Below are 23,258 nucleotides of genomic sequence, written 5' to 3'. Positions count from 1 at the left end.
AGAACCGCAATAAATTCAGGCGCTTACCATTTCTGCCGTTGGTAGCCGTCATGCGCCTGAAGTTGCTCACCAATCTCAATACGCTGCTGCTGGTCGCCGTGTGCCTCGCACTTGGCGCCACGCTGTGGTGGTCACAAAAAGCCCTGGAACGCCCATATCTGCTGATGGAGCGTTATCTGGGGCTGTCGCAGCGGTTTCAGAACGAGGTGGCGCGCAACGTCGAGGACTACCTCGCCAATGGCGACGCCCTACGCCTGAGCAGCGCCACCCAGGCCATCGAGGGCTTGCAGAAAGAACTCGCTGAACTGCCGCCAGCGCTCGCCGACAGCCTGCGCCCGAGCCTGACCGGCCTTGAAGAATTCAGCAAAACCGACCTGCTCGCCGCCGGCAAACTGGCCGGTGATCCGCAAGCCTTGCTGTTGCAGGCCGAGCGCGAATTGAGTGCCAGCCTCGAGCAGCTCAGCACCTATGCCAATGGCAACGCGACGTACCTGACGCCACTGCTCGCCGCTTCGCAGCACTTGGGCAAACTGTCGCTGGCGCGAGACAAACTGGTCAGCAGCGGACGCAGTGAACTGGCCGCCGACGTTGAGCGCGAGGTCAGCAATATCCGCGCGCAGGCGCATGTGATCGATGCCCTGCCCTTGCTCGGAGTGGTCACCAGCACTGAATCGAGCAGCGATGATTTCGCCGCCATGATGGGAATCGAAAGCACCGAAAAAGCCGTTGCCGAAGATGCCGGCGTGGGCCTCAAACGTGAACTCAACAGCCTGCTTGGCCGCTACCCCGCTGAACTTGCACGCACTCGCGATCAGATCCAGAAACGCGCCGACCTCAGCGCCGCCACCCATCAGAAAATCGCCGCCGTACAGCAGGCCATCGCCGGCCTGGAACCGGTAGTGCGTGCGCAACATGGGCAGATTCAATCAGAAGTGCGACTGATGCAGGGCGTGATGATCGGCCTCATTCTGCTGATCGCGTTGCTGATCGATACCTTGCAGCGCCGGCTCTCGCGCACCCTGACCAATCTGGCGCCGGCACTGTCGACCTGGGCCGAAGGCGATTTCAGTCGCGACATTCATCTGGGCAAGACCAACCGCGAATTGCACGACATCGAAGCCTCGCTGAACCGCTTGCGTGCCTATCTGGTGGATCTGGTCGCAACCATTCGTGGCAATGCCGAGCAAGTGGCGGGCAGCAGCCGGACCCTCGCCGAATTGAGCAACGACTTGCACAGCGGCGCCGAGCATCAGGCCGGTGACACCGCACTGATTCGCGATTCTTTGGGTGAACTGGAAGCGACCATCCAGCAGGTGGCCGGCGATGCGCGGCAGGCGGCGGATGCCAGTCGCCATGCGGGGCTGGCCGTCGAACACGGTCAAACCGTCATCGGCCAGAGCCTGACCGGGCTGCACGCCCTGGTTGGTGAAGTGCAGGGCAATGCGGAGATGATCGAACATCTGGCCGAGGAGTCGGCGACCATCGGCGGCGTGCTGACGGTGATTCGCTCGATTGCCGACCAGACCAACCTGCTGGCATTGAACGCGGCGATTGAAGCGGCACGGGCCGGGGAAATGGGTCGCGGTTTTGCCGTGGTGGCCGAGGAAGTGCGCTCGCTGGCGCAGCGTACGGCCGGGGCGACGGCGGAGATTCAAACCCTGATTGCCGGCCTGCAAAGCGCCGCCCGGCAATCGGTTGAAGGTATGCGCGCGCAGGTCGAACACGCCGAAGCCACGGCCAATCAGGCGCAAGCGGCTGACGGGGCGCTGGATAAAATCGTCGGTGCGATCCAGACCATTTCCGACACGGCGATCCGCATTGCCGATATCACCGCCCAGCAAAGTGGCGCGGTCAGCGAGATTCGTGATCACAGCGAGCGGATTCATCAGTTGGGTGGGGATAACTTGCTGCGTATCGGCCGTGGGCGCGAACAGGGCGAGAACCTGCTGGTGCTAGGCGGCCAGCTTCATACCGCCGTCCAGGCGTTCCGCGTCTGAAAATCGCTATCGCGAGCAGGCTCACTCCCACATTGAAATACATAACCCTGCGGGAGCGGGCTTGCCCGCGAAGGCGTCGGTCCGTACACCACAAATGACCGGATCAAATCACACGGTCACATATTTTGCGCAAACATCGGCTATCGTGCTGGCTATTGCATAGAACTGGACAGTCACAAAGTCTTTGCGGCATAGTCGCCGGGTTCTGACGACTGCTCATTCATCACAAGGACTACGCAGATGGCAACCCTACTGGTGCTGCACGGCCCCAACCTGAACCTGCTTGGCACCCGCGAACCGGGCACCTATGGGTCGACGACCCTGGCGCAGATCAATCAGGATCTGGAGCGCCGCGCCCGTGAAGCCGGCCATCATCTGCTGTATCTGCAAAGCAATGCCGAGTACGAATTGATCGACCGCATCCACGCCGCACGCGGCGAGGGAGTGGATTTCATCCTGATCAATCCAGCCGCATTTACACATACAAGTGTTGCATTACGTGACGCGTTGCTGGGAGTGAGCATCCCATTCATCGAAGTGCATTTGTCCAACGTGCACAAACGCGAACCTTTCCGCCATCACTCTTACTTCTCCGATGTAGCGGTGGGAGTGATCTGCGGCCTTGGCGCCAGCGGTTACCGACTGGCCCTGGAGGCTGCACTAGAACAGCTTGAAACACAGGCAACGGCTTGAACTACAAGCGTTAAACGCCCCTGACCGACCCTTGGGAGTTGATGATTCATGGATATCCGTAAAGTTAAGAAACTGATCGAATTGCTGGAAGAGTCCGGCATCGACGAGCTCGAGATCAAGGAAGGCGAAGAGTCCGTACGCATCAGCCGTCACAGCAAGACGCCGGCTCAGCAGTACTACGCGCCGGCTCCGATGCAAGCACCGGCCGCTGCACCTGCCGCCGCTGCTGCTCCGGTCGCTGCTGCAGCCCCGGCTGCCGCTGCTGCTCCAGCGCTGAACGGCACTGTTGCCCGTTCGCCGATGGTCGGCACTTTCTACCGTAAATCTTCGCCAACCTCGCCGTCCTTCGTTGAAGTCGGCCAGACCGTGAAGAAAGGCGACACTCTGTGCATCGTCGAAGCCATGAAGATGATGAACCACATCGAAGCTGAAACCAGCGGTGTGATCGAGTCCATCCTCGTCGAAGACGGCCAGCCGGTTGAGTACGACCAACCGCTGTTCACCATCGTTTGAACTGCGGAGAGCCTTTGATGACTGCGAAGTTGGAAAAAGTTCTGATCGCTAACCGCGGTGAGATCGCCCTGCGGATTCTGCGTGCCTGCAAAGAGATGGGCATCAAGACCGTCGCCGTTTACTCCAAGGCCGACAAAGAGCTGATGCACCTGGGTCTGGCAGACGAATCCGTCTGCATCGGCCCGGCTTCTGCCGCGCACTCTTACCTGCACATCCCGGCAATCATTGCGGCGGCTGAAGTGACTGGCGCTACCGCCATTCACCCAGGCTACGGTTTCCTCGCGGAAAACGCCGACTTTGCCGAGCAGGTCGAGAACTCTGGCTTCGCCTTCATCGGCCCGAAAGCCGACACCATTCGCCTGATGGGCGACAAGGTATCGGCCAAGCACGCGATGATCGAAGCCGGCGTGCCAACCGTTCCAGGTTCTGACGGCCCGCTGCCGGAAGACGAAGAAGCGGCGCTGCGCATCGGTCGTGAAGTCGGCTACCCGGTGATCATCAAAGCCGCTGGCGGCGGTGGTGGTCGCGGCATGCGTGTGGTGCACAAGGAAGAAGACCTGATCGCCTCGGCGAAACTGACCCGCTCCGAAGCTGGCGCGGCGTTCGGCAACCCGATGGTCTATCTGGAAAAATTCCTGACCAACCCGCGCCACGTCGAAGTGCAAGTGCTGTCCGACGGCCAGGGCCACGCCATCCATCTGGGCGACCGCGATTGCTCGCTGCAACGTCGTCACCAGAAGGTTCTCGAAGAAGCACCGGCACCGGGCATCGACGAGAAAGCTCGCCAGGAAGTTCTGGCTCGCTGCGTCAAAGCGTGCATCGACATCGGCTACCGTGGCGCCGGCACTTTCGAGTTCCTGTACGAGAACGGCCGTTTCTACTTCATCGAAATGAACACCCGTGTTCAGGTGGAGCACCCGGTTTCGGAAATGGTCACCGGTATCGACATCGTCAAGGAGATGCTCAGCATCGCCGCTGGCAACAAGCTGTCGTTCACGCAGGATGACGTGGTTATCCGCGGTCACTCGCTGGAATGCCGGATCAACGCTGAAGACCCGAAAACCTTCATGCCGAGCCCGGGTACGGTCAAGCATTTCCACGCCCCAGGCGGCAACGGCGTTCGCGTCGATTCGCACCTGTACAGCGGTTATGCGGTTCCGCCGAACTACGACTCGCTGATCGGCAAGCTGATCACTTACGGCGCTACCCGCGACGAAGCCATGGCCCGCATGCGCAATGCCCTGGACGAAATCGTGGTTGACGGGATCAAGACCAACATCCCGCTGCACCGTGATCTGGTTCGTGATGAAGGCTTCTGCAAAGGCGGAGTCAACATCCACTACCTGGAACACAAGCTGGCCAGCGAACACTGATCAGCCCTGTGTAACACCCGAAAAGGCCGCGTACTGCGGCCTTTTCTCATTCTGCAAGGACGCAAAACATGACATTGAAAACCCGTTGCCAATCGATCGGCAGCGCCTTCGGCGAAGCCATGACCTGCCTGGCCCTGGCGTTACGCTCCAGCCTGCGCCCCGGCATTGTGATGCGCTCTAGCCTCCTGTGCCTGCTGGCCTTCGGCCTGTGGAGCTGGCTCTTCTACAACCACTTTGAATTGATCAGCATCGCTTCAGGCTACCTCTCCTTGTTCATCGTCGGTGGCGGCGCGGTGCTGGGTTTTATCCCCACCGGTGGCGGCCTGGGACTTGGCGGTGTAGGGGCCGGGGGCGGTTTTACCGGGGTCGCCAGCGGCGCCGGCGTCCTTGGCATGCTGTTGATCTATGCCGCCCTGCTGACACTGGCCGTGATTGTCTTGTTGTATCTCAGCCTGATTGTGCTGAGCATCCGCCTGGCCTTGCGCTGGGTGTTGATGGGCAGCCTGCGCCAACGTGCCCTGCAGCAATACCCACACCTGACTCAGCAGACTCGCGGCTCTGCGAAGCTGCTCAGCGGCGCACGCTACTTCGTCGCCCCGTGGCTGGGCCTGGGGATCGGCCCTCTTGTGTGTCTGTTGGTTCCCGTCATCAACGGTGCATTGCTGATCGTACTGCTGGCCTATCTGAACGTACGCTTCCTCACCGCCCCCGCACTCTCCGGCATCGCCAGTGGCAGCGAACAACTGCAAGCCGTCCGACAACAACGAGGCGCCATGATTTTCTTCGGCCTGCTAATCTTCCTCATCGCACTGGTGCCCGTCCTCAATCTGCTGGTCCCGGCGCTACTCGGTGCAGGTTCTTGCCATCTGGCCTATCGAGGGATGGAGCGCGCGCAAAGCCCGGCTGGCGCGGTCTGCGCACCTCAAGTAAGCTTGCCGCCCCTGTAAAGGTCCATTTTTCAGCGTCTTCGAGGTTCCACAATGCCCTGGTTACAAGTCCGTCTCGCCATCACTCCGCAACAGGCCGAGACCTACGAAGACGCGCTGCTTGAAGTCGGCGCCGTATCCGTGACCTTCATGGACGCCGAAGACCAGCCGATCTTCGAGCCGGAACTCAATACCACCCCGCTGTGGAAGCACACGCACCTGCTGGCGCTGTTCGAGGGCGGTACCGAGCCTGCGCCGGTCCTGGCCCATCTGGAACTGCTGACCGGCAGCCCGCTGCCCGAGCATCACAGCGAAGTCATCGAAGACCAGGACTGGGAACGCAGCTGGATGGACGGTTTCCAGCCGATGCGTTTCGGCCAGCGCCTGTGGATCGTGCCGAGCTGGCACGCCGCGCCTGAGCCCGACGCGGTGAACCTGCTGCTGGATCCGGGTCTGGCGTTCGGCACCGGCACTCATCCGACCACCGCGCTGTGCCTGGAATGGCTCGACGGTCAGGACCTGAAAGGCTGCAACGTGCTCGACTTCGGTTGCGGCTCGGGGATTCTGGCGATTGCCGCCCTGCTGCTCGGCGCCAAGGAAGCCGTCGGTACCGACATCGACGTGCAGGCACTGGAAGCTTCACGCGATAACGCCGGGCGCAACAACATCGCCGACGAGCTGTTCCCGCTGTACCTGCCGGAAGATCTGCCGCAGGTTCAGGCCGATGTGCTGGTTGCCAACATTCTGGCCGGCCCGCTGGTTTCACTGGCGCCGCAATTGACCAGCCTGGTCAAGTCCGGTGGACGCCTGGCCCTGTCGGGCATCCTCGCCGAACAAGGTGAAGAAGTCGCGGCCGCGTACGCCCAGGACTTCGATCTCGACCCGATCGCCAATCGCGATGGCTGGGTGCGCATCACCGGCCGTCGGCGCTAGAATGGCCGACTGCATAATCCGGATCGCCGCATGACCGACAGTTTCGTCACCCAGTGCCCGCATTGCCAAACCAGTTTCCGCGTCAGCCATGCTCAATTGAGCGTGGCCCGCGGGGTGGTTCGTTGCGGCTCCTGCCTGCAAGTGTTCAACGCCGCCAAACAGCTGCTTGAGCAACACGCCGGCAAGGACGCGGTGACGCCGGTCGCCCCCTCAATTGTCGAGCCGACGCCGGTTGCACCGCCGCCGGTGGTGGAATCGCCCACTGTCGTAGAGCCACCCGCGCCGCGCGCCATCAGCCAAAAGCAGTGGAGCGCCTCGGAGCTGGATCTCGACAGCCTCGATCTGGACGAAGAACTCGCCCGGCTCGAACAACGGGAAATTCAGCCGACCACCGAATTCGGTCGCCCACGTGAAGACGCCTTGAGCGCCCGCCGTGACAGCGCCGAAGCCGATGAAACCGAGTGGCGCGACAGTCTGTTCAGCGCACGCGACGATGAGCATCTGCCCGAGGCCGAGCCAGAAGCCGAACCCGAGATCGTTGAACCCGAGCCGGCAAAAAGTACGCGCACCGAACCTTCGCTGTCGCTGGAACCGGTGGATCTGGATGACGAGCCAGCCATTCCGCAACTGCGCCTGCACGATCCGATCGATCCGAATGCCCGCCGCGAACACCTGTCGGCCAGCGACGAAGTCGACGACGACCTGCCTTCGATCGAACCGCCACGCAAAAAACGCGAGCGCGCAGAACCCGGCGTGCGCGCCGAAGTCCTGCAAGACCTGACCGACGATCCGCTGCAACTGGACTGGCAAAAACGCCGTTCGCCGTGGGGCCGCCGCCTGCTCTGGCTGTTATTGGTGCTGATTGCAGCGTTCGGCCTGGCGGCTCAGTACATTGCCTACCATTTCGATGAACTGGCGCGACAGGATCAGTACCGCCCATGGTTCCAGCAAGTCTGCCCGCAGATCGGTTGCACGGTGCCGTCCAAGGTCGACATCGCCAGAATCAAGAGCAGCAATCTGGTGGTGCGCAGTCATCCGGAGTTCAGCGGCGCGCTGGTGGTCGATGCGATCATCTATAACCGCGCAACTTTCTCGCAACCGTTTCCACTGCTGGAACTACGCTTCGCCGACCTCAACGGCCACTTGATCGCCAGTCGTCGCTTCAAACCCGGCGAATACCTCAGTGGCGATCTCGAAGGTCTGGCGGAGATGCCGCCGCAGACACCGATTCACATCGCGCTGGATATTCTTGATCCAGGCCAGAAAGCGGTGAATTACAGCCTCAGTTTTCACTCGCCCGAGTGAATCGCTTCACGCTTTTCAATTGACGGCAATTTTCTGACTTCGCGTGGCGCAACCAAACCGCTGGCGATAACAGAATAACTGTTCAGATTTTGTTCAATTCAGCCTTTATCCAGTCATCGAGAGCGGGTATCATGCCAACCCTTTTTCGAACTCTCATGATCCGGCCCCACTTCAGGGAAGTCCTATGTCGGCGGTACGCATCGGCCCATATACATTGCAGAACGGCTTGATTCTCGCCCCGATGGCGGGCGTCACCGATCAGCCCTTTCGTCAGCTGTGCAAGCGTCTGGGCGCAGGGCTTGTAGTCTCGGAAATGGTCACCAGTGACATGAGCCTGTGGAATACCCGCAAGTCGCGCATGCGCATGATCCACGAAGGCGATCCCGAGCCACGCTCGGTACAGATTGCCGGTGGCGACGCGCAGATGCTGGCGGATGCGGCCCGGGCCAACGTCGAACTGGGCGCACAGATTATTGATATCAACATGGGTTGCCCGGCCAAAAAGGTCTGCAACAAGGCTGCCGGCTCCGCGTTGTTGAAGGATGAAGCACTGGTGACCGAGATCCTGCAGGCCGTGGTGGCTGCGGTTGATGTGCCGGTCACCCTGAAGATCCGCACGGGCTGGGATCGCGACAACAAGAACGGCCTGACCGTGGCGAAGATCGCCGAACAGGCCGGGATCACCGCGCTGGCAGTGCATGGCCGCACGCGCGCCGATCTGTACACCGGTGAAGCCGAGTACGACACGATTGCCGCGATCAAGCAGGCCGTGTCGATGCCGGTGTTTGCCAATGGCGATATCGATTCGCCGGAGAAGGCCCGCTACGTGCTCGACGCGACCGGTGCCGATGGCCTGTTGATAGGCCGAGCCGCCCAGGGGCGGCCATGGATTTTTCGCGAGATCGATCACTTCCTGCGTACCGGCGAGAAATTGCCGGCACCGGAGCTGATCGAGGTGGAACGCATTCTGCTAGAGCATCTGGCCGCACTTCACGCTTTTTATGGGGACGTGATGGGCGTGCGCATTGCTCGAAAGCATGTGGGCTGGTATCTCGCAACCTTGCCGGGCGCCAGGGAGTTTCGCGCCCGTTTCAATCGTTTGGATGGTACGGAAACACAATGCGCCAATGTTCGGGAGTTCTTCGCCGAGCATTACAAGAGCCTGACAGGGGACGATGAAGGGGTGGCCGCATGACGATGATGACCGAGACTTTAGTGAGTGGAACAACACCCGTGAGCGACAACGTGAATTTGAAACAGCACCTCAACACCCCGAGCGAAGAAGGCCAGACCCTTCGCGGGAGTGTCGAGAAGGCGCTGCACAATTATTTCGCCCACCTTGAGGGCGCGTCCGTCACGGACGTGTACAACCTGGTGCTCTCCGAAGTCGAGGCTCCCCTGCTCGAAAGCGTGATGAACTACGTCAAGGGCAACCAGACCAAGGCCAGTGAACTGCTGGGACTCAACCGCGGCACGCTGCGCAAGAAACTCAAGCAGTACGATCTGCTGTAAGCATTCAATCAAACCAGAAAGGCGCCCGCGTAAAACCGGTCGCCTTTTTTGCTGACTTCCTTTGCTTTTGATGGAAATTGAGATGACCGACCAGACTACCCGCCTGCCGATCCGCCGCGCCTTGATCAGCGTTTCCGACAAGACCGGGATCCTCGAATTCGCCAAGGAGCTTGAAGCTCTGGGCGTCGAGATCCTCTCCACCGGCGGAACGTTCAAGCTGCTGCGCGACAACGGCGTTGCCGCAGTGGAAGTCGCGGACTACACCGGCTTCGCGGAAATGATGGACGGCCGGGTGAAAACCCTGCACCCGAAAATCCACGGCGGGATCCTCGGTCGTCGCGGTATCGACGACGCAATCATGAACGAACACGGCATCAAGCCGATCGATCTGGTGGCGGTCAACCTGTACCCGTTCGAAGCCACCATCAACAAGCCAGGCTGCGACCTGCCGACCGCCATCGAGAATATCGACATCGGCGGCCCGACCATGGTCCGTTCGGCGGCGAAAAACCATAAAGACGTGGCCATCGTGGTGAATGCCAGCGATTACGCCAACGTTTTGGAAAACCTCAAGGCCGGTGGCCTGACCTACGCTCAGCGTTTCGACCTGATGCTCAAGGCGTTCGAACACACTGCCGCCTACGACGGCATGATCGCCAACTACATGGGCACCGTGAACCAGGCTGCCGAGACACTCAGCACCGAAGGCCGCAGCGAATTCCCGCGCACCTTCAACAGCCAGTTCATCAAGGCGCAGGAAATGCGTTACGGCGAGAACCCGCACCAGAGCGCGGCGTTCTATGTTGAGGCCAAGCCTGCCGAAGTCGGTATCGCCACCGCGACCCAGCTGCAAGGCAAAGAACTGTCGTACAACAACGTGGCCGACACCGACGCCGCGCTGGAATGCGTGAAGAGCTTCGTCAAACCGGCCTGCGTGATCGTCAAGCACGCCAACCCGTGCGGCGTGGCCGTGAGCCCGGACGCTGAAGGCGGCATTCGTCAGGCCTACGAACTGGCTTACGCCACCGACACCGAGTCGGCATTCGGCGGCATCATCGCCTTCAACCGTGAACTGGATGCCGAGACCGCCAAGGCGATCGTCGAGCGTCAGTTCGTTGAAGTGATCATCGCCCCGAGCGTCAGCGAAGAAGCTCGCGCCATTGTCGCGGCCAAAGCCAACGTACGCCTGCTGGCCTGCGGCGAGTGGTCGGCTGACCGCGCAGCGGCCTGGGACTACAAGCGTGTCAACGGTGGCCTGCTGGTGCAGAGCCGTGACATCGGCATGATCGGCAGCGAAGACCTGAAAGTCGTGACCAAGCGTGCACCGACCGAGCAGGAAATCAACGACCTGATCTTCGCCTGGAAAGTCGCCAAGTACGTTAAATCCAACGCCATCGTCTACGCCAAGAACCGTCAGACCATCGGTGTCGGCGCCGGCCAGATGAGCCGCGTAAACTCGGCGCGTATTGCCGCGATCAAAGCTGAGCACGCCGGCCTGCAAGTTGCCGGTTCGGTGATGGCGTCGGATGCGTTCTTCCCGTTCCGCGACGGCCTCGACAACGCAGCCAAGGTGGGTATCACTGCGGTGATCCAGCCGGGCGGCTCGATGCGTGATGCTGAAGTGATTGCTGCTGCTGATGAGGCCGGCATTGCCATGGTATTCACCGGCATGCGCCACTTCCGTCACTGATTCAACTCGATCCAAATGTGGGAGCTGGCTTGCCAGCGATAGCATCCCCTCGGTCTGACTGATGAACCGAGTCGCCTGCATCGCTGGCAAGCCAGCTCCCACAGAAAAGCAGCTTCAATGCTGCCTCCAGAATTAGCGTCATCCGAGGTTTTTGAAATGAATGTTTTGATCATTGGCAGCGGTGGCCGTGAACACGCCCTGGCCTGGAAAGTGGCTCAGGATCCGCGCGTGCAGAAGGTTTTTGTCGCGCCGGGCAACGCCGGTACTGCGATTGAAGCCAAGTGCGAGAACGTCGCCATCGACGTGCTGGCCCTCGAGCAGCTCGCAGACTTCGCCGAGAAAAACGTTTCCCTGACCATCGTCGGCCCGGAAGTGCCGCTGGTCGCTGGCGTCGTTGATCTGTTCCGCTCCCGTGGCCTGGACTGCTTCGGCCCGACCGCCGGTGCTGCGCAGCTGGAAGGCTCGAAAGCCTTCACCAAAGACTTCCTCGCACGCCACAAGATCCCGACCGCCGACTACCAGAACTTCACCGAGATCGAGCCGGCCCTGGCTTATCTGCGTGAAAAAGGCGCGCCGATCGTGATCAAGGCCGACGGCCTGGCTGCCGGTAAAGGCGTGATCGTCGCCATGACCCTGACTGAAGCCGAAGACGCGGTACGCGACATGCTCGCCGGCAACGCTTTCGGTGACGCCGGTTCGCGTGTGGTGATCGAAGAGTTCCTCGACGGTGAAGAAGCTTCATTCATCGTCATGGTCGACGGCAAAAACGTTCTGCCGATGGCCACCAGCCAGGACCACAAACGTGTTGGCGACGGCGACAGCGGCCCGAACACTGGCGGCATGGGTGCTTACTCCCCTGCCCCGGTGGTCACCGCCGACGTGCACAAACGCGTGATGGATCTGGTGATCTGGCCGACCGTGCGCGGCATGGCTGAAGAAGGCAACGTCTACACCGGCTTCCTCTACGCAGGTCTGATGATCGACAAGGCCGGTAACCCGAAAGTCATCGAGTTCAACTGCCGTTTCGGTGACCCGGAAACCCAACCGGTGATGCTGCGCCTGCAATCGAGCCTGGTGCTGCTGGTTGAAGCTGCACTGGCGCAGGCGCTGGACAAGGTTGAAGCGCAGTGGGATCCGCGTCCAAGCGTCGGCATCGTGCTGGCCGCTGGCGGCTACCCGGGCGACTACGCCAAAGGCGCGGCGATCAATGGTCTGGAGGCTGCGGCCAGCCTGGAAGGCAAAGTCTTCCACGCCGGCACTGCGCTGAAGGACGGTCAGGTTGTCACCGCCGGTGGCCGCGTGCTTTGCGCCACTGCCATGGGCGCCAGCGTCAGCGACGCGCAACAGCAGGCGTACAAGCTGGCAGCGGCCATCGACTGGGAAGGCTGCTTCTATCGCAAGGACATTGGCTACCGCGCCATTGCCCGTGAACGTGGCGAAACCCAGGAATAAGCTGCACACCAAGTCCGGCGAAGGATGCCCTTCCTCGCCGGGCTGTTCCGCCGTCGCGCATCGTTATATTCTGGCATCAACCTACGAAGGGATTTCGCCGTGCGCTGGCTCAGGATTGCCATAAGCTTCACCGTCACGCTGCTGACCTTGCTCTGCATGCTTCCGGCCCAGGCCGCGCAAGGCAGTGGCTGGTCGGTATTGCTTGATGATCAGGGCAATCTGCAATTAAGCGACATCCGTTCCGCTCGCTACACCAATCAATTCAGCCCCATCGACCTTGACCGCCTCACCGCGGCCGAGCCCGATGGCGCCTTGTGGCTGCGCTTCCGGCTGGCGCCGGGCAAGCACGAACAAGTGCTGCGCGTCTTCGCCCCCGACCTGTCACACCTCAATCTGTACGTACTCGACGGCGACCAGCTGATCGAGCAACGCAACACCGGCACCGACCAGCCCCAGGCCGAACGGCCGTTGCCGAGCAGCGACTTCATGCTGCCGCTGCCGCAAAGCGACAAACCCCTCGACGTTTATCTGCGGATGGTTTCCGACCATCAGTTGCGCCCGCACATCACCCTGCAATCGGCGGTGATGAGCGCGGCCAATCATAATCAGACGCTGATCTTCGGTTTGCTGTTCGGCTGTCTCGGCATGCTGCTGCTGCATAATCTGGTGCGTTACGCCTATTCCCGTTCGCGCAGCAGCCTGTGGCTGGCGGTGTGCGAAGGCCTGCTGGGCCTCAGTCTGTTGTTGTTGCTCAACCTCGCCGGCCCGTGGCTGCCGAACTGGCACGCGATCCAGACCCCGGGCGCCTATCTGGCCTTGCTGCTGACCGCCCCGGCCGGGTTGATGTTTGCCTTGCGCTTCTTCGCTCCGCTCGGCCCGCACCCGCTGAACAAACTGCTGCTGGGCGACATCTTGTTCATCGTGACCTGTAGCTTGCTGCTGTTGTTCGTCAACACCCTGCCGCTGAACATCATCACTTACGCGCTGGTGGCGCTGGCCGGCCTGAGCATGTTGCTGGTCGCCTCCTATCACTGGCAGAAAGGCTACCGCCCGGCACGCCTGTTCGTGGCCGCGATGGTGGTGTTCAACATCGGTACGCTGATCATTCTTCCGGCGCTGCTGGGTCTGACGCTGGTCGCACCGCAAGGCTTGATCATGACGTTGATGGCGTTCATCTGCGTCAGTGGCCTGCTGATGAGCATTGCGCTGGGCGAGCGTCAGCGCAGCATCACCGAAAGCCGCTTCAGCATCAGCCGCGACCTCGCCGCCAGCAATGCCGAGATCAATGCCAAGGCCGAGTTCCTCGCCAAGATCAGCCATGAGATCCGCACCCCGATGAACGGTGTGCTGGGCATGACCGAACTGCTGCTGGGTACGCCGCTGTCAGTCAAACAACGTGACTACGTGCAGACCATCCACAGCGCCGGCAACGAACTGCTGACCCTGATCAACGAGATCCTCGACATCTCCAAGCTCGAATCCGGGCAGATCGAACTCGACGACGTGCAGTTCGACCTCAACGCCTTGATCGACGATTGCCTGAGCATCTACCGCGCCAAGGCCGAACAACAGAATGTCGAGCTGATCAGCTTCATTCAGCCGCAAGTGCCACGGGTGATCAGCGGCGATCCGACGCGTCTGCGCCAGACCCTGCTGAGCCTGTTGGAAAATGCCCTGAAGAAAACCGAAGAAGGCGAAGTGCTGATCGTTGTCGCCCTCGACGAGCGCAGCAGCAAACCGCGACTGCGCATCGCCGTGCAGGACAGTGGCGCACCGATGGAGCAAGAAGAGCGCGACGCGCTGATGCACGCCGAACTGCACAGCAAACACTTCCTCTCGGCCAATCGTCTGGGCGGCAATCTGGGGCTGGTGATCGCGCGGCAACTGATCCGTTTGATGCAAGGTGAATTCGGCATCAAGAGCGGCACCAATCAGGGCAGCACCCTGTGGTTGACCCTGCCGCTGGACCCTGACCGCCTCGAACATCCAACGTCCGATCTCGACAGTCCGCTGCAAGGCGCACGGGTGCTGGTGGTCGACGACAACGATACCTGCCGCAAAGTCCTCGTGCAGCAATGCAGCGCCTGGGGCCTCAACGTCAGCGCCGTGCCATCGGGCAAGGAAGCGCTGGCGTTGCTGCGTACCAAGGCGCACCTGCGCGATTACTTTGATGTGGTCCTGCTCGATCAGAACATGCCCGGTATGACCGGCATGCAACTGGCGGCCAAGATCAAGGAAGACCCGAGCCTGAACCACGACATTCTGCTGATCATGCTCACCGGCATCAGCAACGCGCCGAGCAAGATCATTGCGCGCAATTCGGGGATCAAACGCATCCTTGCCAAACCGGTGGCCGGCTACACCCTCAAGACCACCCTGGCGGACGAACTCAACCAGCGCAACAAAGGCCAGGTAGTGTTTCAGCCACAAGTGGTCACCCCGGCCACAGCGGCGAAAGTGCCCAGCGACTTCCGCATCCTCGTCGCCGAAGACAATACGATTTCCACCAAAGTGATTCGCGGCATGCTCGGCAAACTCAACCTGCAACCGGATACCGCCAGCAACGGCGAAGAAGCGCTGCAAGCGATGAAAGCCCAGCGTTACGATCTGGTGTTGATGGATTGTGAAATGCCGGTATTGGACGGTTTCTCCGCGACCCAGCAATTGCGTGCGTGGGAAGTCAGCAACCAACGGATCCGCACGCCGATCGTCGCGCTGACGGCGCACATCCTCGCCGAGCACAAGGAGCGCGCGCGACAAGCGGGGATGGATGGGCACATGTCCAAACCCGTCGAGCTGTCGCAGTTGCGCGAATTGATCGAGCACTGGGTTGCCCAGCGTGATCAGCAGAACCGGGCCACCCCACTACCGTCCTGAGCCGACAGACTGTTTGGCGCCTGATAGACTCCCTCGACTTCCCTCGCCAGTGAGCTTGCCCAATGCTCCACGTGTTATTCAGCGTTTACCTGAAGATGCTGGTGCTCTACAGCCCGTTCTTCGTGTTGTCCTGCTTTATCAGCCTGACCCGGGGTTATTCGCGCAAGGAGCAACGACGCCTGGCCTGGAAAGTAGCCATCGCCACCCTGGTCTCCAGCGTCCTGCTGTATCTGTTCGGGCGGGTGATTTTCGATGTGTTCGGCATCACAGTGGATGCCTTCCGGATCGGCGCCGGCAGCGTGCTGTTCATTTCGGCGCTGGGCATGGCCCAAGGCAAGTCAGTGGTGCAAACCGACAATGTGCAGCAAGACGTGACCATCGTGCCGCTGACCATTCCGCTGACCGTCGGCCCCGGCACCATCGGTGCGCTGCTGGTGATGGGCGTCAGCCAGCCGCACTGGGACGACAAACTCACGGCGATCATGAGTATTGCCCTGGCCAGTTTCACGGTCGGCGTGGTGCTGTATCTGTCGAACCGCATCGAGCGGATTCTCGGTGATCAGGGCTTGCAGATTGTCAGCCGTCTGATGGGATTGTTTGTCTGCGCCCTGGCGGCGCAGATCATCTTCACCGGGGTCAAAGGCTATCTGGTGCCCTGAGAGCTGACGCCGGGGTAATGACCGCACAGCAAAACGCCGCGAACGCTATCATTCGCGGCGTTTTGCTGTCGGCCTGACTTAACCGGCGCTCGCCGGCTCTGCCATCAGCGCCTGCAACGTCACGTTTTTCGTGCGCACGTTGCCGGCCTGCAAGCGCTGCACCCATGTCGATATGGCATGGGATTGCTGTTTTTTGAACGCGAGGAAGACCTCGCCACGCAACGTCACGTCAGCGGCACAGACATCTCGAAAGATCAGGCTGTGCTCACTGTCCGGGTCAACGATCAGCAGATGATCCCCGATGATCTCGAACAGCAGTTTTTCCGGCGAATCAAAATCCCAGATCAGCTTGCCCGGCACCGCCGGCACTTCACCCAACGCATGCCGGCAGTCGATGATCAGCGAGTCGAGCCGCAACCAGGCGGCCTTCGACAGCTTGCAGGTGACGTTACCCTGTCCCAGCCGCAGCACCATCGTGTTGACGTCATCGGGAATTAACGGCAGCAGATCATCCAGCCTGTTCTGCCCCGCCACGGTCACCACGTGAGCATCGCGCTCCAGGTAGTCGAACTTCCCGAGGCTGTGCATACCCGGGTAAACCTGCACCGTGCCGTCCCGAGGCTGGTGCAGCAACACCTTGGTTGGCGCCTCGCTCTGTGACGGGTTTTGCGTGCCGAGCAACGCGAAGTCAGTGGGCAGGGTGTTACTGGTGATGTGCAGCAGCCTGGCGCTTTGCACGTCATACCATTGCAGGTTGTCAGGCGCGGATTCGACGGAAACGAAATCTTCGTGATCCACGTCGTTCAACAACCCTTGCAACCGTGCGACCAGAGGGCCGTCCTGCGACATCACCCAGTGCCGATTGACCGCACAGACCACCTCCGGCGCCTGATAGCGCAGCTTCATCGACACGCCCTCGCGTGTTGTGCCATATAACCCGGAGCCATCAACACGCACTTCAGCAAACTGCCACTCGGCCCACTCCTGGCTCGGAGTCGGCAGTGCGTCTGCCTCTAACAGCTGCGAACCCTTGCCGAAAGCACGGTCGAGGTTCTGCGGCTCAATCAGTTCCTGGCTCCAGATCTCGCCACTGGACAGATTGAACAGCCAACCGGCCTTGTTATCCGGCGTCAGGCCCAGCAGGCGCACTTCCTGGTCGCGCCCCAGGTCACACAACAGTAGGCGGTCATTCACAAACCAGGCGTTGAGGTTGCCGTTACCGGCGACGTTGCGTAACCCGACAATGGCGAAACTGTCGACTGGATAGCGCTTGGCGACCGACGCCAGCGCCAGCCACCATTGCGACCGATCCTTGAGCCATTGTTCACCGAGGCCGCCCAAGAGCAGATCGCCCTGGACGGTCAGATTGAAGAAGCGTCCAGCATCGTCGATTACCAGATACCCCCCGTCGACGGCCACCACCTGCGTCAACCCTTCGGGCTCGATCCAGCGGTTGGACCATTGCGCCTGGCCCTGCGTAACGGCTCGCTGCTGGCGGCACAGGGTCTGGTCGATCCGGTTGTAAACGAAGAACACATCAGCGTCGTCCGGCATCGGCATCAGTACCAGATCGTTGAGGTTCCTGATCGAATTTTTCCAACCGCGAGCATGACGAGCCAGCGGCTGTGGATGGATCAGCAGTCGATCTGCACTGCGGATCCATACCAGGTCGCGCTTGTCCGTAGCGAATGCCCAACTGACCGAAACATAGGCCGCCGGCTGCCAGTCCACCACCGTGAACTCTTCCTTCTCGGGTAACACAGGGGCGGTCAGATACTGGCCCAATAACAATGACCAGTCGGCCAGCGTATCACTGGCAAACGCGATGGACTGCAGCTCACGGTGCAGATCGTAAGTCACCGAACTGAGCAGCAACTGACCGTCATGGATCAGATAACTCAACTCGCGCGGGCCATCGACATCGCTGACGGTTTGCACAAAATGAATCACGCCGTGGGCATCGGTCTGGAACTTGCCAATCGTGCTGTCGCCCTCGGCGAGCAGTAGACGGTATCGATACTTGAGCAGGCCGCTGAGTGCATCCACCTGCCAGATGTCGTAGCTGTCCGTTACGCAGAAGTACGCATAGCCACCGGCGACCAGCGCCAGTTGCGCCTCCTCGGTGTCCCCGGCGTCCTCGGTGCGGATGTACAGAAAGCGCTCTTCGTGGGCGTCATACCAGGCTGTGACGTGACGGGGCTGCTGCGGTGATTCGAACGGGATCAGCCAGTCATGAATCGGTGTGTAGGGCAGCAGCAGACGATGCTCGCCAGCCAACGCTTTGTAGTGCTCGAGCAACGCCTGCTCATCGAGCCCGGCGGGCGCACTCTGTTCGAGGATGTCCAGCTGACGCTTGACCTGATCAACGTAAAACAGTTGCTGACCGGCCGTGCGGATCAGCACGGCATGAGCCCCATGACCGGACAATTTCACGTGAACATCGCCGATGTACAGATCACCCCGTTCGATGCGGATATCCGCTTCACCGGCCCAGCCCGCCTCCAGCACCCAGCGGCAACTTTTCAGACTCGGCGACTGCAACTCGACGTTGGCGCCGCGATTGAGCACCAGTGTGCAGGACGCCCCGGCGCTGGAAATTTTGTAGGAGACTTTGCCTTTCCAGGCACTTGGCAGCGACGGCACCACGAGCGTGCGTTCGACCGCGTCCAACTGCACTTCGAGGGTGGTCTCGCGATAATCGGCAAACAGTCGCTGCACGATGTAATCGGAAGGAAACGAATAAAACGAAAACCGGAACAGCCATGTACCGTCCGCCTGAATTTTTTCCAGACGCCGAGCCGTATCGAATCCACTGTCGTGGCGCCAGTTGGCAAACGGCAACGCCTTGTACTCGTAGCCGTAGCAAGTCTGCGGTGTGCACGGCAGCACGATGGTCTGCCCGGCGGATGGCGTAAAGGCGATCTCTCCCGGCAGGTGCAACTGCTGGCGGATATCAATCGCCCGGGCATAGTCGACGTCGTAGTCCGGTACACCGAAGTGGTCACGTAACGGGTACAGCTTTGGGCTGTCGAGGTGCAATTTGCCCTTGCCCAGATCAATGCGTTTGACCAGCAGCGAAGGCTGCACAGTCCAGACCCCAAGAGTGGCATCGAAGCGGTATCCGACTCCGCGATAAGCGTGCTCCAGGTCAGCGAAGAATTTGCCGACGGCCTGCGCATCACGCGCAATGCCGGCAAAGCCCTGAGCGAGTGCCGCGACACCGACAGCAAGGCCGCCGACGATCACGCCGACCCCGCCCAAAACCGCCGCCGCCGTCGAGGCTCCGGTCAATGCCGCACCCACACCCGCCCCTGTCAATGCCAGGCTGGCCGAGTCAAAAGCCAATTGAGTGCCGAACTGAGCCTTTTCGACATCGTCCTCGGCAGTCGCCAACTGATAGATATCAAAGCCGACGTTGGCCAGCCCCAGCACAGCGCCGACACCCTCATTGGCGGCGTGGCCCAGCGCTTCGCTGACCACCGGCGCCACGATGCGAGCGATAACCTTTTCTTCATTGAGTGCCGTGCGCACCAGACGAATCAGTCCGACTACGTCCACCACGTTGCCATGCACCAACTGTGCATAGTTGACGTAAGCGTGCAGGCGCACGGCTGTGGTCAGCGTGCGGCCCTCGCCTTCGCGGCTGCGCAACGCGTTCATCAACGCTTGAATGGTGAAACCGGCATTAAGGGTATGCACGCTGCCGGCTTCGGTCGGATCGATCACGCCCGTCGTCGGCTGCGGTTTGCGCGCCAGATTGGAAAACTGCTCGGACAACCAGGTCTTGATCCGCAGCAGTCGATGGTCTTCGCTGAGCACTTCAACCACGTGTTCAGGCTTCGACGGATCAATCAGGCTCAGTCGATACTTGCCTTCGGGCGTGACCTCAAGGGTGTCGAACAACGGCACCAGCGTGCTTGCCGAAGGATGCAGCTCTTGCAGAGCCGTCGTCGCCTCAGCCATTTGCTGGCCCCACCAATGGCTGTCCAGCCCCAGCAGGCTTCGCCCCAGATGCGCATTGTCGGCCAACGACCGCCCATGTGCGCTATTCAAACGCTGGCGCAGCTTTTGTGCCGGTTGTCCCGGCAACGGGTCCGCTGTCAGGACTTTGGCCACTTCATACCCGGCCGACAGCGGCAAGGCCGCTATTCGTTCACCGTCCAGTTCGACCAGATCGAAGGTCGGCCGGGTATCGGCACCGTACGCGGCATAGTATTTCGCCATGCCCATCTTCAGCAGAAAATGCTCGAGCGCCGTCTTGAACATGACGGGATCGGTGAACTCGAAGACGCCGAAATTAGGGTCATAAAAGTGATAGGTGCTGACCTTGTCCACCACCGTTTTTGCCACCAGCATCGAATGATTGTCAGAGTTGAGCATCAGCGTACGGTTGGTCGCGTGGTTTTCCAGCGCAGTGGTGATCTGCGCCAGATCACCCCGACTCAAGGACGTGCCGACCTCGCCCAGTGGTGTTCCTCGCATTTCTTCCAACGCTTCTACAAAGGCAATCGAATCACTCTGCTGCGGCTCGAGAATGGCCAGATAACAACGTTCGCGCAGACGATGGGACGCCGTCTCGCCTTGGGTCAGGGCGGCGCTCATCATCAACGCCAAGGGGTAGCAGCGCGCGCCGATGGTCTCGCCGAGACCGTTGCGCATCAAATCCTGCGGTACCGGCTGGACGCTGCTGGCATTCATCTGAGCAAAGACCTGATCCACCCGCTCACCGATCTGCAAGCGATGCTCGAGGGTGGCGACCTGCTGGATCTGCGCCACATAACGGCCCCACTGTTGCAGGGTATGTGCCTTCGTCAGCGCGCCCTTCTTCAGCTCCAGCGCGCTGGTCGATGACGTTGAAGCGTCGATGACGTCAGCGGCCAGACCGTGAAGAAAGGCAGAGTCCTTGCGTTGATAAAGATGTCGCTCGATAGCCGCGTAACGACTCGATGCGCCGAGGTCGCGAACACCGTTGGCGAGGTTATCCAGAGCACCGCTGAATGTCGCGAAGTTCTGGTTATGCAGTGAATCCATCCCCAACAACGCGCCCAGTGCCAGACGCTGCAGCGGAGTCGTCTGGACAACGTCCAGTTCTCCATGTCCCAGCCCGGCCAGCACTTCGTCCGGCCCCAGCGTCTGGAATTTTGCATCGCTTGGAAACACTGGAGGCCGTGCACTGGCAGGTTGCTGCTTGATCGACTGACGATCGGCGAAGCTCAGCGGCAGCGGTTGCTCAAAGGTGATTGCACCGTTATGCCCTTCGCGCATCGCGTTGATGAAGGGTTCGCCAAGTCCGTCGACCAGGCGCTGCAAGACATCAGTGAGCAACACCGCGCGTCCTTCGATCAATGGCCAGCCGTGTTCAAACTCAAGGGTCGAGCCCTTGAGCAATTCGCCGAGATCACCGTTGTAGCGGGTCGTATAATCGCCGGCGCTCCAGCTTTCCTTCTCTATTTTCAGCCAGTCCGCGTCGTTTTCCGTGTTGTCTTTCCAGGAGTGATCCAGTTCCTCTTCGGTGGACCGGTTGACCGAGGCATAACGGGCAATGGCCGACTCTGCGTTGATCATGGCGGCCTGCGAATCACTGAAATGCACCATGGCGTAATCGGCCATGCCATCAATGACCGCACCGGGGCCGGTCAGATAGATGGTGCCCTCGCTGCCAGGACGGATGCCATCACTGAAGTAAGTTGCGGCGGAAAATGCCAGAAATCTTGCAGGAATCTCCTGAATATCCGGCAGTGCGCCCAGTGAACCGTAGAATTTCTCCAGAATAGACTCGGCCAGCTTCCACCTGGTTTGACCATCGGTCAATGCGATACCGCGCTGCGTCGCCAGCAGCATCGTGGCATCGATCAGTTGATAGTTGAACCGGATACGTTGAATAACCGTTTGCAACGTGGCGGACCCGGCGTGAGCCATCAGGAACGCGTTATTGATCTTCTGGCCTTCGGATACGGCACGCAGCATGAACGGGCGGGCCTGCAAATCGGTCGGTGCCTGAAACACCTGACTCAGTGCAGGAGAACTTTTCGCGAATGTCCGCAGCGCCGGCAAATGCTCTTCCGGAATGCGCATCAAGTGACCTTCGGAGCTTTTACGCCCCGGCATCCAGCCAGGGTTTTCATTCAGCAACAACTGCAAGACGCCGAGGCGCTCACTCGTCCCCATTGCCTGAACATCGACACCGCCCATTTTTTCCACCAGGGGTGGCAGGTTATCCACATCGGCATAACTGCCACTCTCGGTATACAGGGCTTCAAGACGAACGACGTCGGATGCCGCCGCAAGATTGCCGCGCAAGCGCATTTCACGCTCGTAGATATCCTGGAGTTGCAACGGTACTTCGCGCGTGTCCAGATCACGCAAATTGAAGCCGGCCTTGGCCATTTCCTGCATGCTGCCGCGATTACGTTCACGGAGTGCTTCGAGCGCATCGGCATCCTGGCCATAGGCGCGAACCAGCAAGTCGATTCGCGCATCATCGGCGGTGCCGCCGTTTGCCACGGCGGCATTGATGTGGGCGTACATTTGTTGCTTCAGAACAATCGCCCGTGCCTCGTAATGGTCAGCCAGTTCTGTTGGCGTAAGATCCTGGCCTGCGAATTGACCCAAGGCATCGGCCTTGGCGGCTTCGACAATCAGCTTGTTGGTTTGATGCGCCAGCAGGGCATCACTGTCGTACCAGAGATTGAACGTGTAACCGTGATCCGCCAGCACCTGTTTCCAGATATTGAGGTAATCGCACTGAATGGTGCCCAGGCCACCACCCAACCAGGCAAAATGCAGGTTTTTGGGTACGGCGCTCGTCGGAGTTTTCAGCAACGCAATGCCCGATTGAACACGTGATTCGAACCCTTGCACTTTGTCGTAGATTTGCCCTGCCGCCGAAGACGCCGGGAGTTCGCCATCGCGGCGGACCCGCCCCTTGCCGAGCATTTGCTCAAGCGTCTGACGGAACAATCCCAACGGTTCAGGTAGTTGCGACGAATCTGTTGCGGCCACGCAAGCGAAGTAATAACGCAACATCGCCTCATAACTTTTGTTGCCTTTATGAGCGGCTAGCGCCGTTTCAAGATCCGCCAGCTTGAAAAGTTTTACGAATTCGACTTCACCATTAACGCCTTGAACATTGCGCATAATTTCCAACTCATCAGATTAACCAAAGAGGACACGCTAACGATTGAAAACAGCGAATTCAAACCGCAAAAGATTCAATTATTTTCCGGCACTTGAAAAACTCGCACCGGCAAAATCCGGTAACTTCGCCTTTTTGGAGCTTTATATTTCACTCCGGCACCCAGGCCACTTGAACCCCAACAAATACTGAG

The 23,258-nt window shown here is 60.2% G+C and carries 14 protein-coding genes; 13 read left to right on the top strand and 1 reads right to left on the bottom strand.

All coding sequences use genetic code 11. From position 1 onward, the window contains the following. The first annotated feature begins 50 nt into the window (after positions 1 to 50). The 13 genes from KI231_RS03340 (at position 51) to tspR (ending at position 15,930) form a co-directional block, all read left to right on the top strand. A complete protein-coding gene (locus KI231_RS03340) occupies positions 51 to 1,997 on the top strand; it encodes a methyl-accepting chemotaxis protein (protein WP_213027436.1) in 1,947 nt (648 codons plus the stop codon). 240 nt (positions 1,998 to 2,237) lie between these two features. After that, a complete protein-coding gene (gene aroQ / locus KI231_RS03335; protein ID WP_093430249.1) occupies positions 2,238 to 2,690 on the top strand; it encodes a type II 3-dehydroquinate dehydratase in 453 nt (150 codons plus the stop codon). A gap of 48 nt (positions 2,691 to 2,738) precedes the next feature. Beyond that, complete coding sequence (gene accB, locus KI231_RS03330) at positions 2,739 to 3,203, top strand: acetyl-CoA carboxylase biotin carboxyl carrier protein (protein WP_103306135.1); 465 nt, start codon at positions 2,739 to 2,741, stop codon at positions 3,201 to 3,203. 17 nt (positions 3,204 to 3,220) lie between these two features. Further along, positions 3,221 to 4,576, top strand: coding sequence for an acetyl-CoA carboxylase biotin carboxylase subunit (accC, locus tag KI231_RS03325; protein ID WP_213027435.1), 1,356 nt, complete (start codon positions 3,221 to 3,223; stop codon positions 4,574 to 4,576). 68 nt (positions 4,577 to 4,644) lie between these two features. Continuing rightward, positions 4,645 to 5,523, top strand: coding sequence for an EI24 domain-containing protein (locus tag KI231_RS03320; protein ID WP_213027434.1), 879 nt, complete (start codon positions 4,645 to 4,647; stop codon positions 5,521 to 5,523). 33 nt (positions 5,524 to 5,556) lie between these two features. Continuing rightward, positions 5,557 to 6,435, top strand: coding sequence for a 50S ribosomal protein L11 methyltransferase (gene prmA / locus KI231_RS03315; protein WP_103306132.1), 879 nt, complete (start codon positions 5,557 to 5,559; stop codon positions 6,433 to 6,435). Positions 6,436 to 6,465: 30 nt separating this feature from the next. Beyond that, positions 6,466 to 7,740 carry a DUF3426 domain-containing protein gene (locus KI231_RS03310; protein WP_213027433.1) on the top strand — a complete coding sequence of 425 codons (1,275 nt, stop codon included), beginning with the start codon at positions 6,466 to 6,468 and terminating at the stop codon, positions 7,738 to 7,740. 184 nt (positions 7,741 to 7,924) lie between these two features. Continuing rightward, positions 7,925 to 8,935: a tRNA dihydrouridine synthase DusB gene (dusB, locus tag KI231_RS03305; protein ID WP_103306130.1), complete on the top strand. Its 1,011-nt coding sequence runs from the start codon at positions 7,925 to 7,927 to the stop codon at positions 8,933 to 8,935. Beyond that, a complete protein-coding gene (fis, locus tag KI231_RS03300; RefSeq protein ID WP_002555375.1) occupies positions 8,932 to 9,252 on the top strand; it encodes a DNA-binding transcriptional regulator Fis in 321 nt (106 codons plus the stop codon). The genes dusB and fis overlap by 4 nt, the downstream gene beginning before the upstream one ends. 82 nt (positions 9,253 to 9,334) lie before the next feature. Next, positions 9,335 to 10,942, top strand: a complete 1,608-nt coding sequence (gene purH, locus KI231_RS03295) for a bifunctional phosphoribosylaminoimidazolecarboxamide formyltransferase/IMP cyclohydrolase (protein ID WP_103306129.1) — start codon at positions 9,335 to 9,337, stop codon at positions 10,940 to 10,942. Between the two features lie 156 nt (positions 10,943 to 11,098). Then, positions 11,099 to 12,394: a phosphoribosylamine--glycine ligase gene (gene purD / locus KI231_RS03290; protein WP_103306128.1), complete on the top strand. Its 1,296-nt coding sequence runs from the start codon at positions 11,099 to 11,101 to the stop codon at positions 12,392 to 12,394. Positions 12,395 to 12,493: 99 nt separating this feature from the next. Beyond that, positions 12,494 to 15,271 (top strand): hybrid sensor histidine kinase/response regulator, encoded by a 2,778-nt coding sequence (locus KI231_RS03285; protein ID WP_213027432.1) that lies wholly within the window; start codon positions 12,494 to 12,496, stop codon positions 15,269 to 15,271. Between the two features lie 62 nt (positions 15,272 to 15,333). After that, the gene (gene tspR / locus KI231_RS03280) at positions 15,334 to 15,930 is read left to right on the top strand and encodes a type III secretion system genes modulator TspR (protein ID WP_064593220.1); all 597 of its coding nucleotides are present in this window, start codon (positions 15,334 to 15,336) and stop codon (positions 15,928 to 15,930) included. A gap of 78 nt (positions 15,931 to 16,008) precedes the next feature. On the opposite strand, the gene KI231_RS03275 is transcribed toward tspR, so the two are convergent. After that, entirely contained in the window at positions 16,009 to 23,067 is a 7,059-nt protein-coding gene (locus tag KI231_RS03275) for a TcdA/TcdB pore-forming domain-containing protein (RefSeq protein ID WP_213027431.1), read from the bottom strand. Between the last annotated feature and the right edge of the window lie 191 nt (positions 23,068 to 23,258).

It is taken from the genome of Pseudomonas sp. Seg1 (assembly GCF_018326005.1).
Taxonomy (GTDB): Bacteria; Pseudomonadota; Gammaproteobacteria; order Pseudomonadales; family Pseudomonadaceae; genus Aquipseudomonas.
This window is presented reverse-complemented; position numbering and strand designations above follow the sequence as displayed.

What these genes read in the sequence shown, in the direction of transcription:
- KI231_RS03340 (WP_213027436.1), top strand. Translation starts at nt 51, where the DNA reads ATGCGCCTGAAGTTGCTCACCAATCTCAATACGCTGCTGCTGGTCGCC.
- aroQ (WP_093430249.1), top strand. Translation starts at nt 2,238, where the DNA reads ATGGCAACCCTACTGGTGCTGCACGGCCCCAACCTGAACCTGCTTGGC.
- accB (WP_103306135.1), top strand. Translation starts at nt 2,739, where the DNA reads ATGGATATCCGTAAAGTTAAGAAACTGATCGAATTGCTGGAAGAGTCC.
- accC (WP_213027435.1), top strand. Translation starts at nt 3,221, where the DNA reads ATGACTGCGAAGTTGGAAAAAGTTCTGATCGCTAACCGCGGTGAGATC.
- KI231_RS03320 (WP_213027434.1), top strand. Translation starts at nt 4,645, where the DNA reads ATGACATTGAAAACCCGTTGCCAATCGATCGGCAGCGCCTTCGGCGAA.
- prmA (WP_103306132.1), top strand. Translation starts at nt 5,557, where the DNA reads ATGCCCTGGTTACAAGTCCGTCTCGCCATCACTCCGCAACAGGCCGAG.
- KI231_RS03310 (WP_213027433.1), top strand. Translation starts at nt 6,466, where the DNA reads ATGACCGACAGTTTCGTCACCCAGTGCCCGCATTGCCAAACCAGTTTC.
- dusB (WP_103306130.1), top strand. Translation starts at nt 7,925, where the DNA reads ATGTCGGCGGTACGCATCGGCCCATATACATTGCAGAACGGCTTGATT.
- fis (WP_002555375.1), top strand. Translation starts at nt 8,932, where the DNA reads ATGACGATGATGACCGAGACTTTAGTGAGTGGAACAACACCCGTGAGC.
- purH (WP_103306129.1), top strand. Translation starts at nt 9,335, where the DNA reads ATGACCGACCAGACTACCCGCCTGCCGATCCGCCGCGCCTTGATCAGC.
- purD (WP_103306128.1), top strand. Translation starts at nt 11,099, where the DNA reads ATGAATGTTTTGATCATTGGCAGCGGTGGCCGTGAACACGCCCTGGCC.
- tspR (WP_064593220.1), top strand. Translation starts at nt 15,334, where the DNA reads ATGCTCCACGTGTTATTCAGCGTTTACCTGAAGATGCTGGTGCTCTAC.
- KI231_RS03275 (WP_213027431.1), bottom strand. Translation starts at nt 23,067, where the DNA reads ATGCGCAATGTTCAAGGCGTTAATGGTGAAGTCGAATTCGTAAAACTT.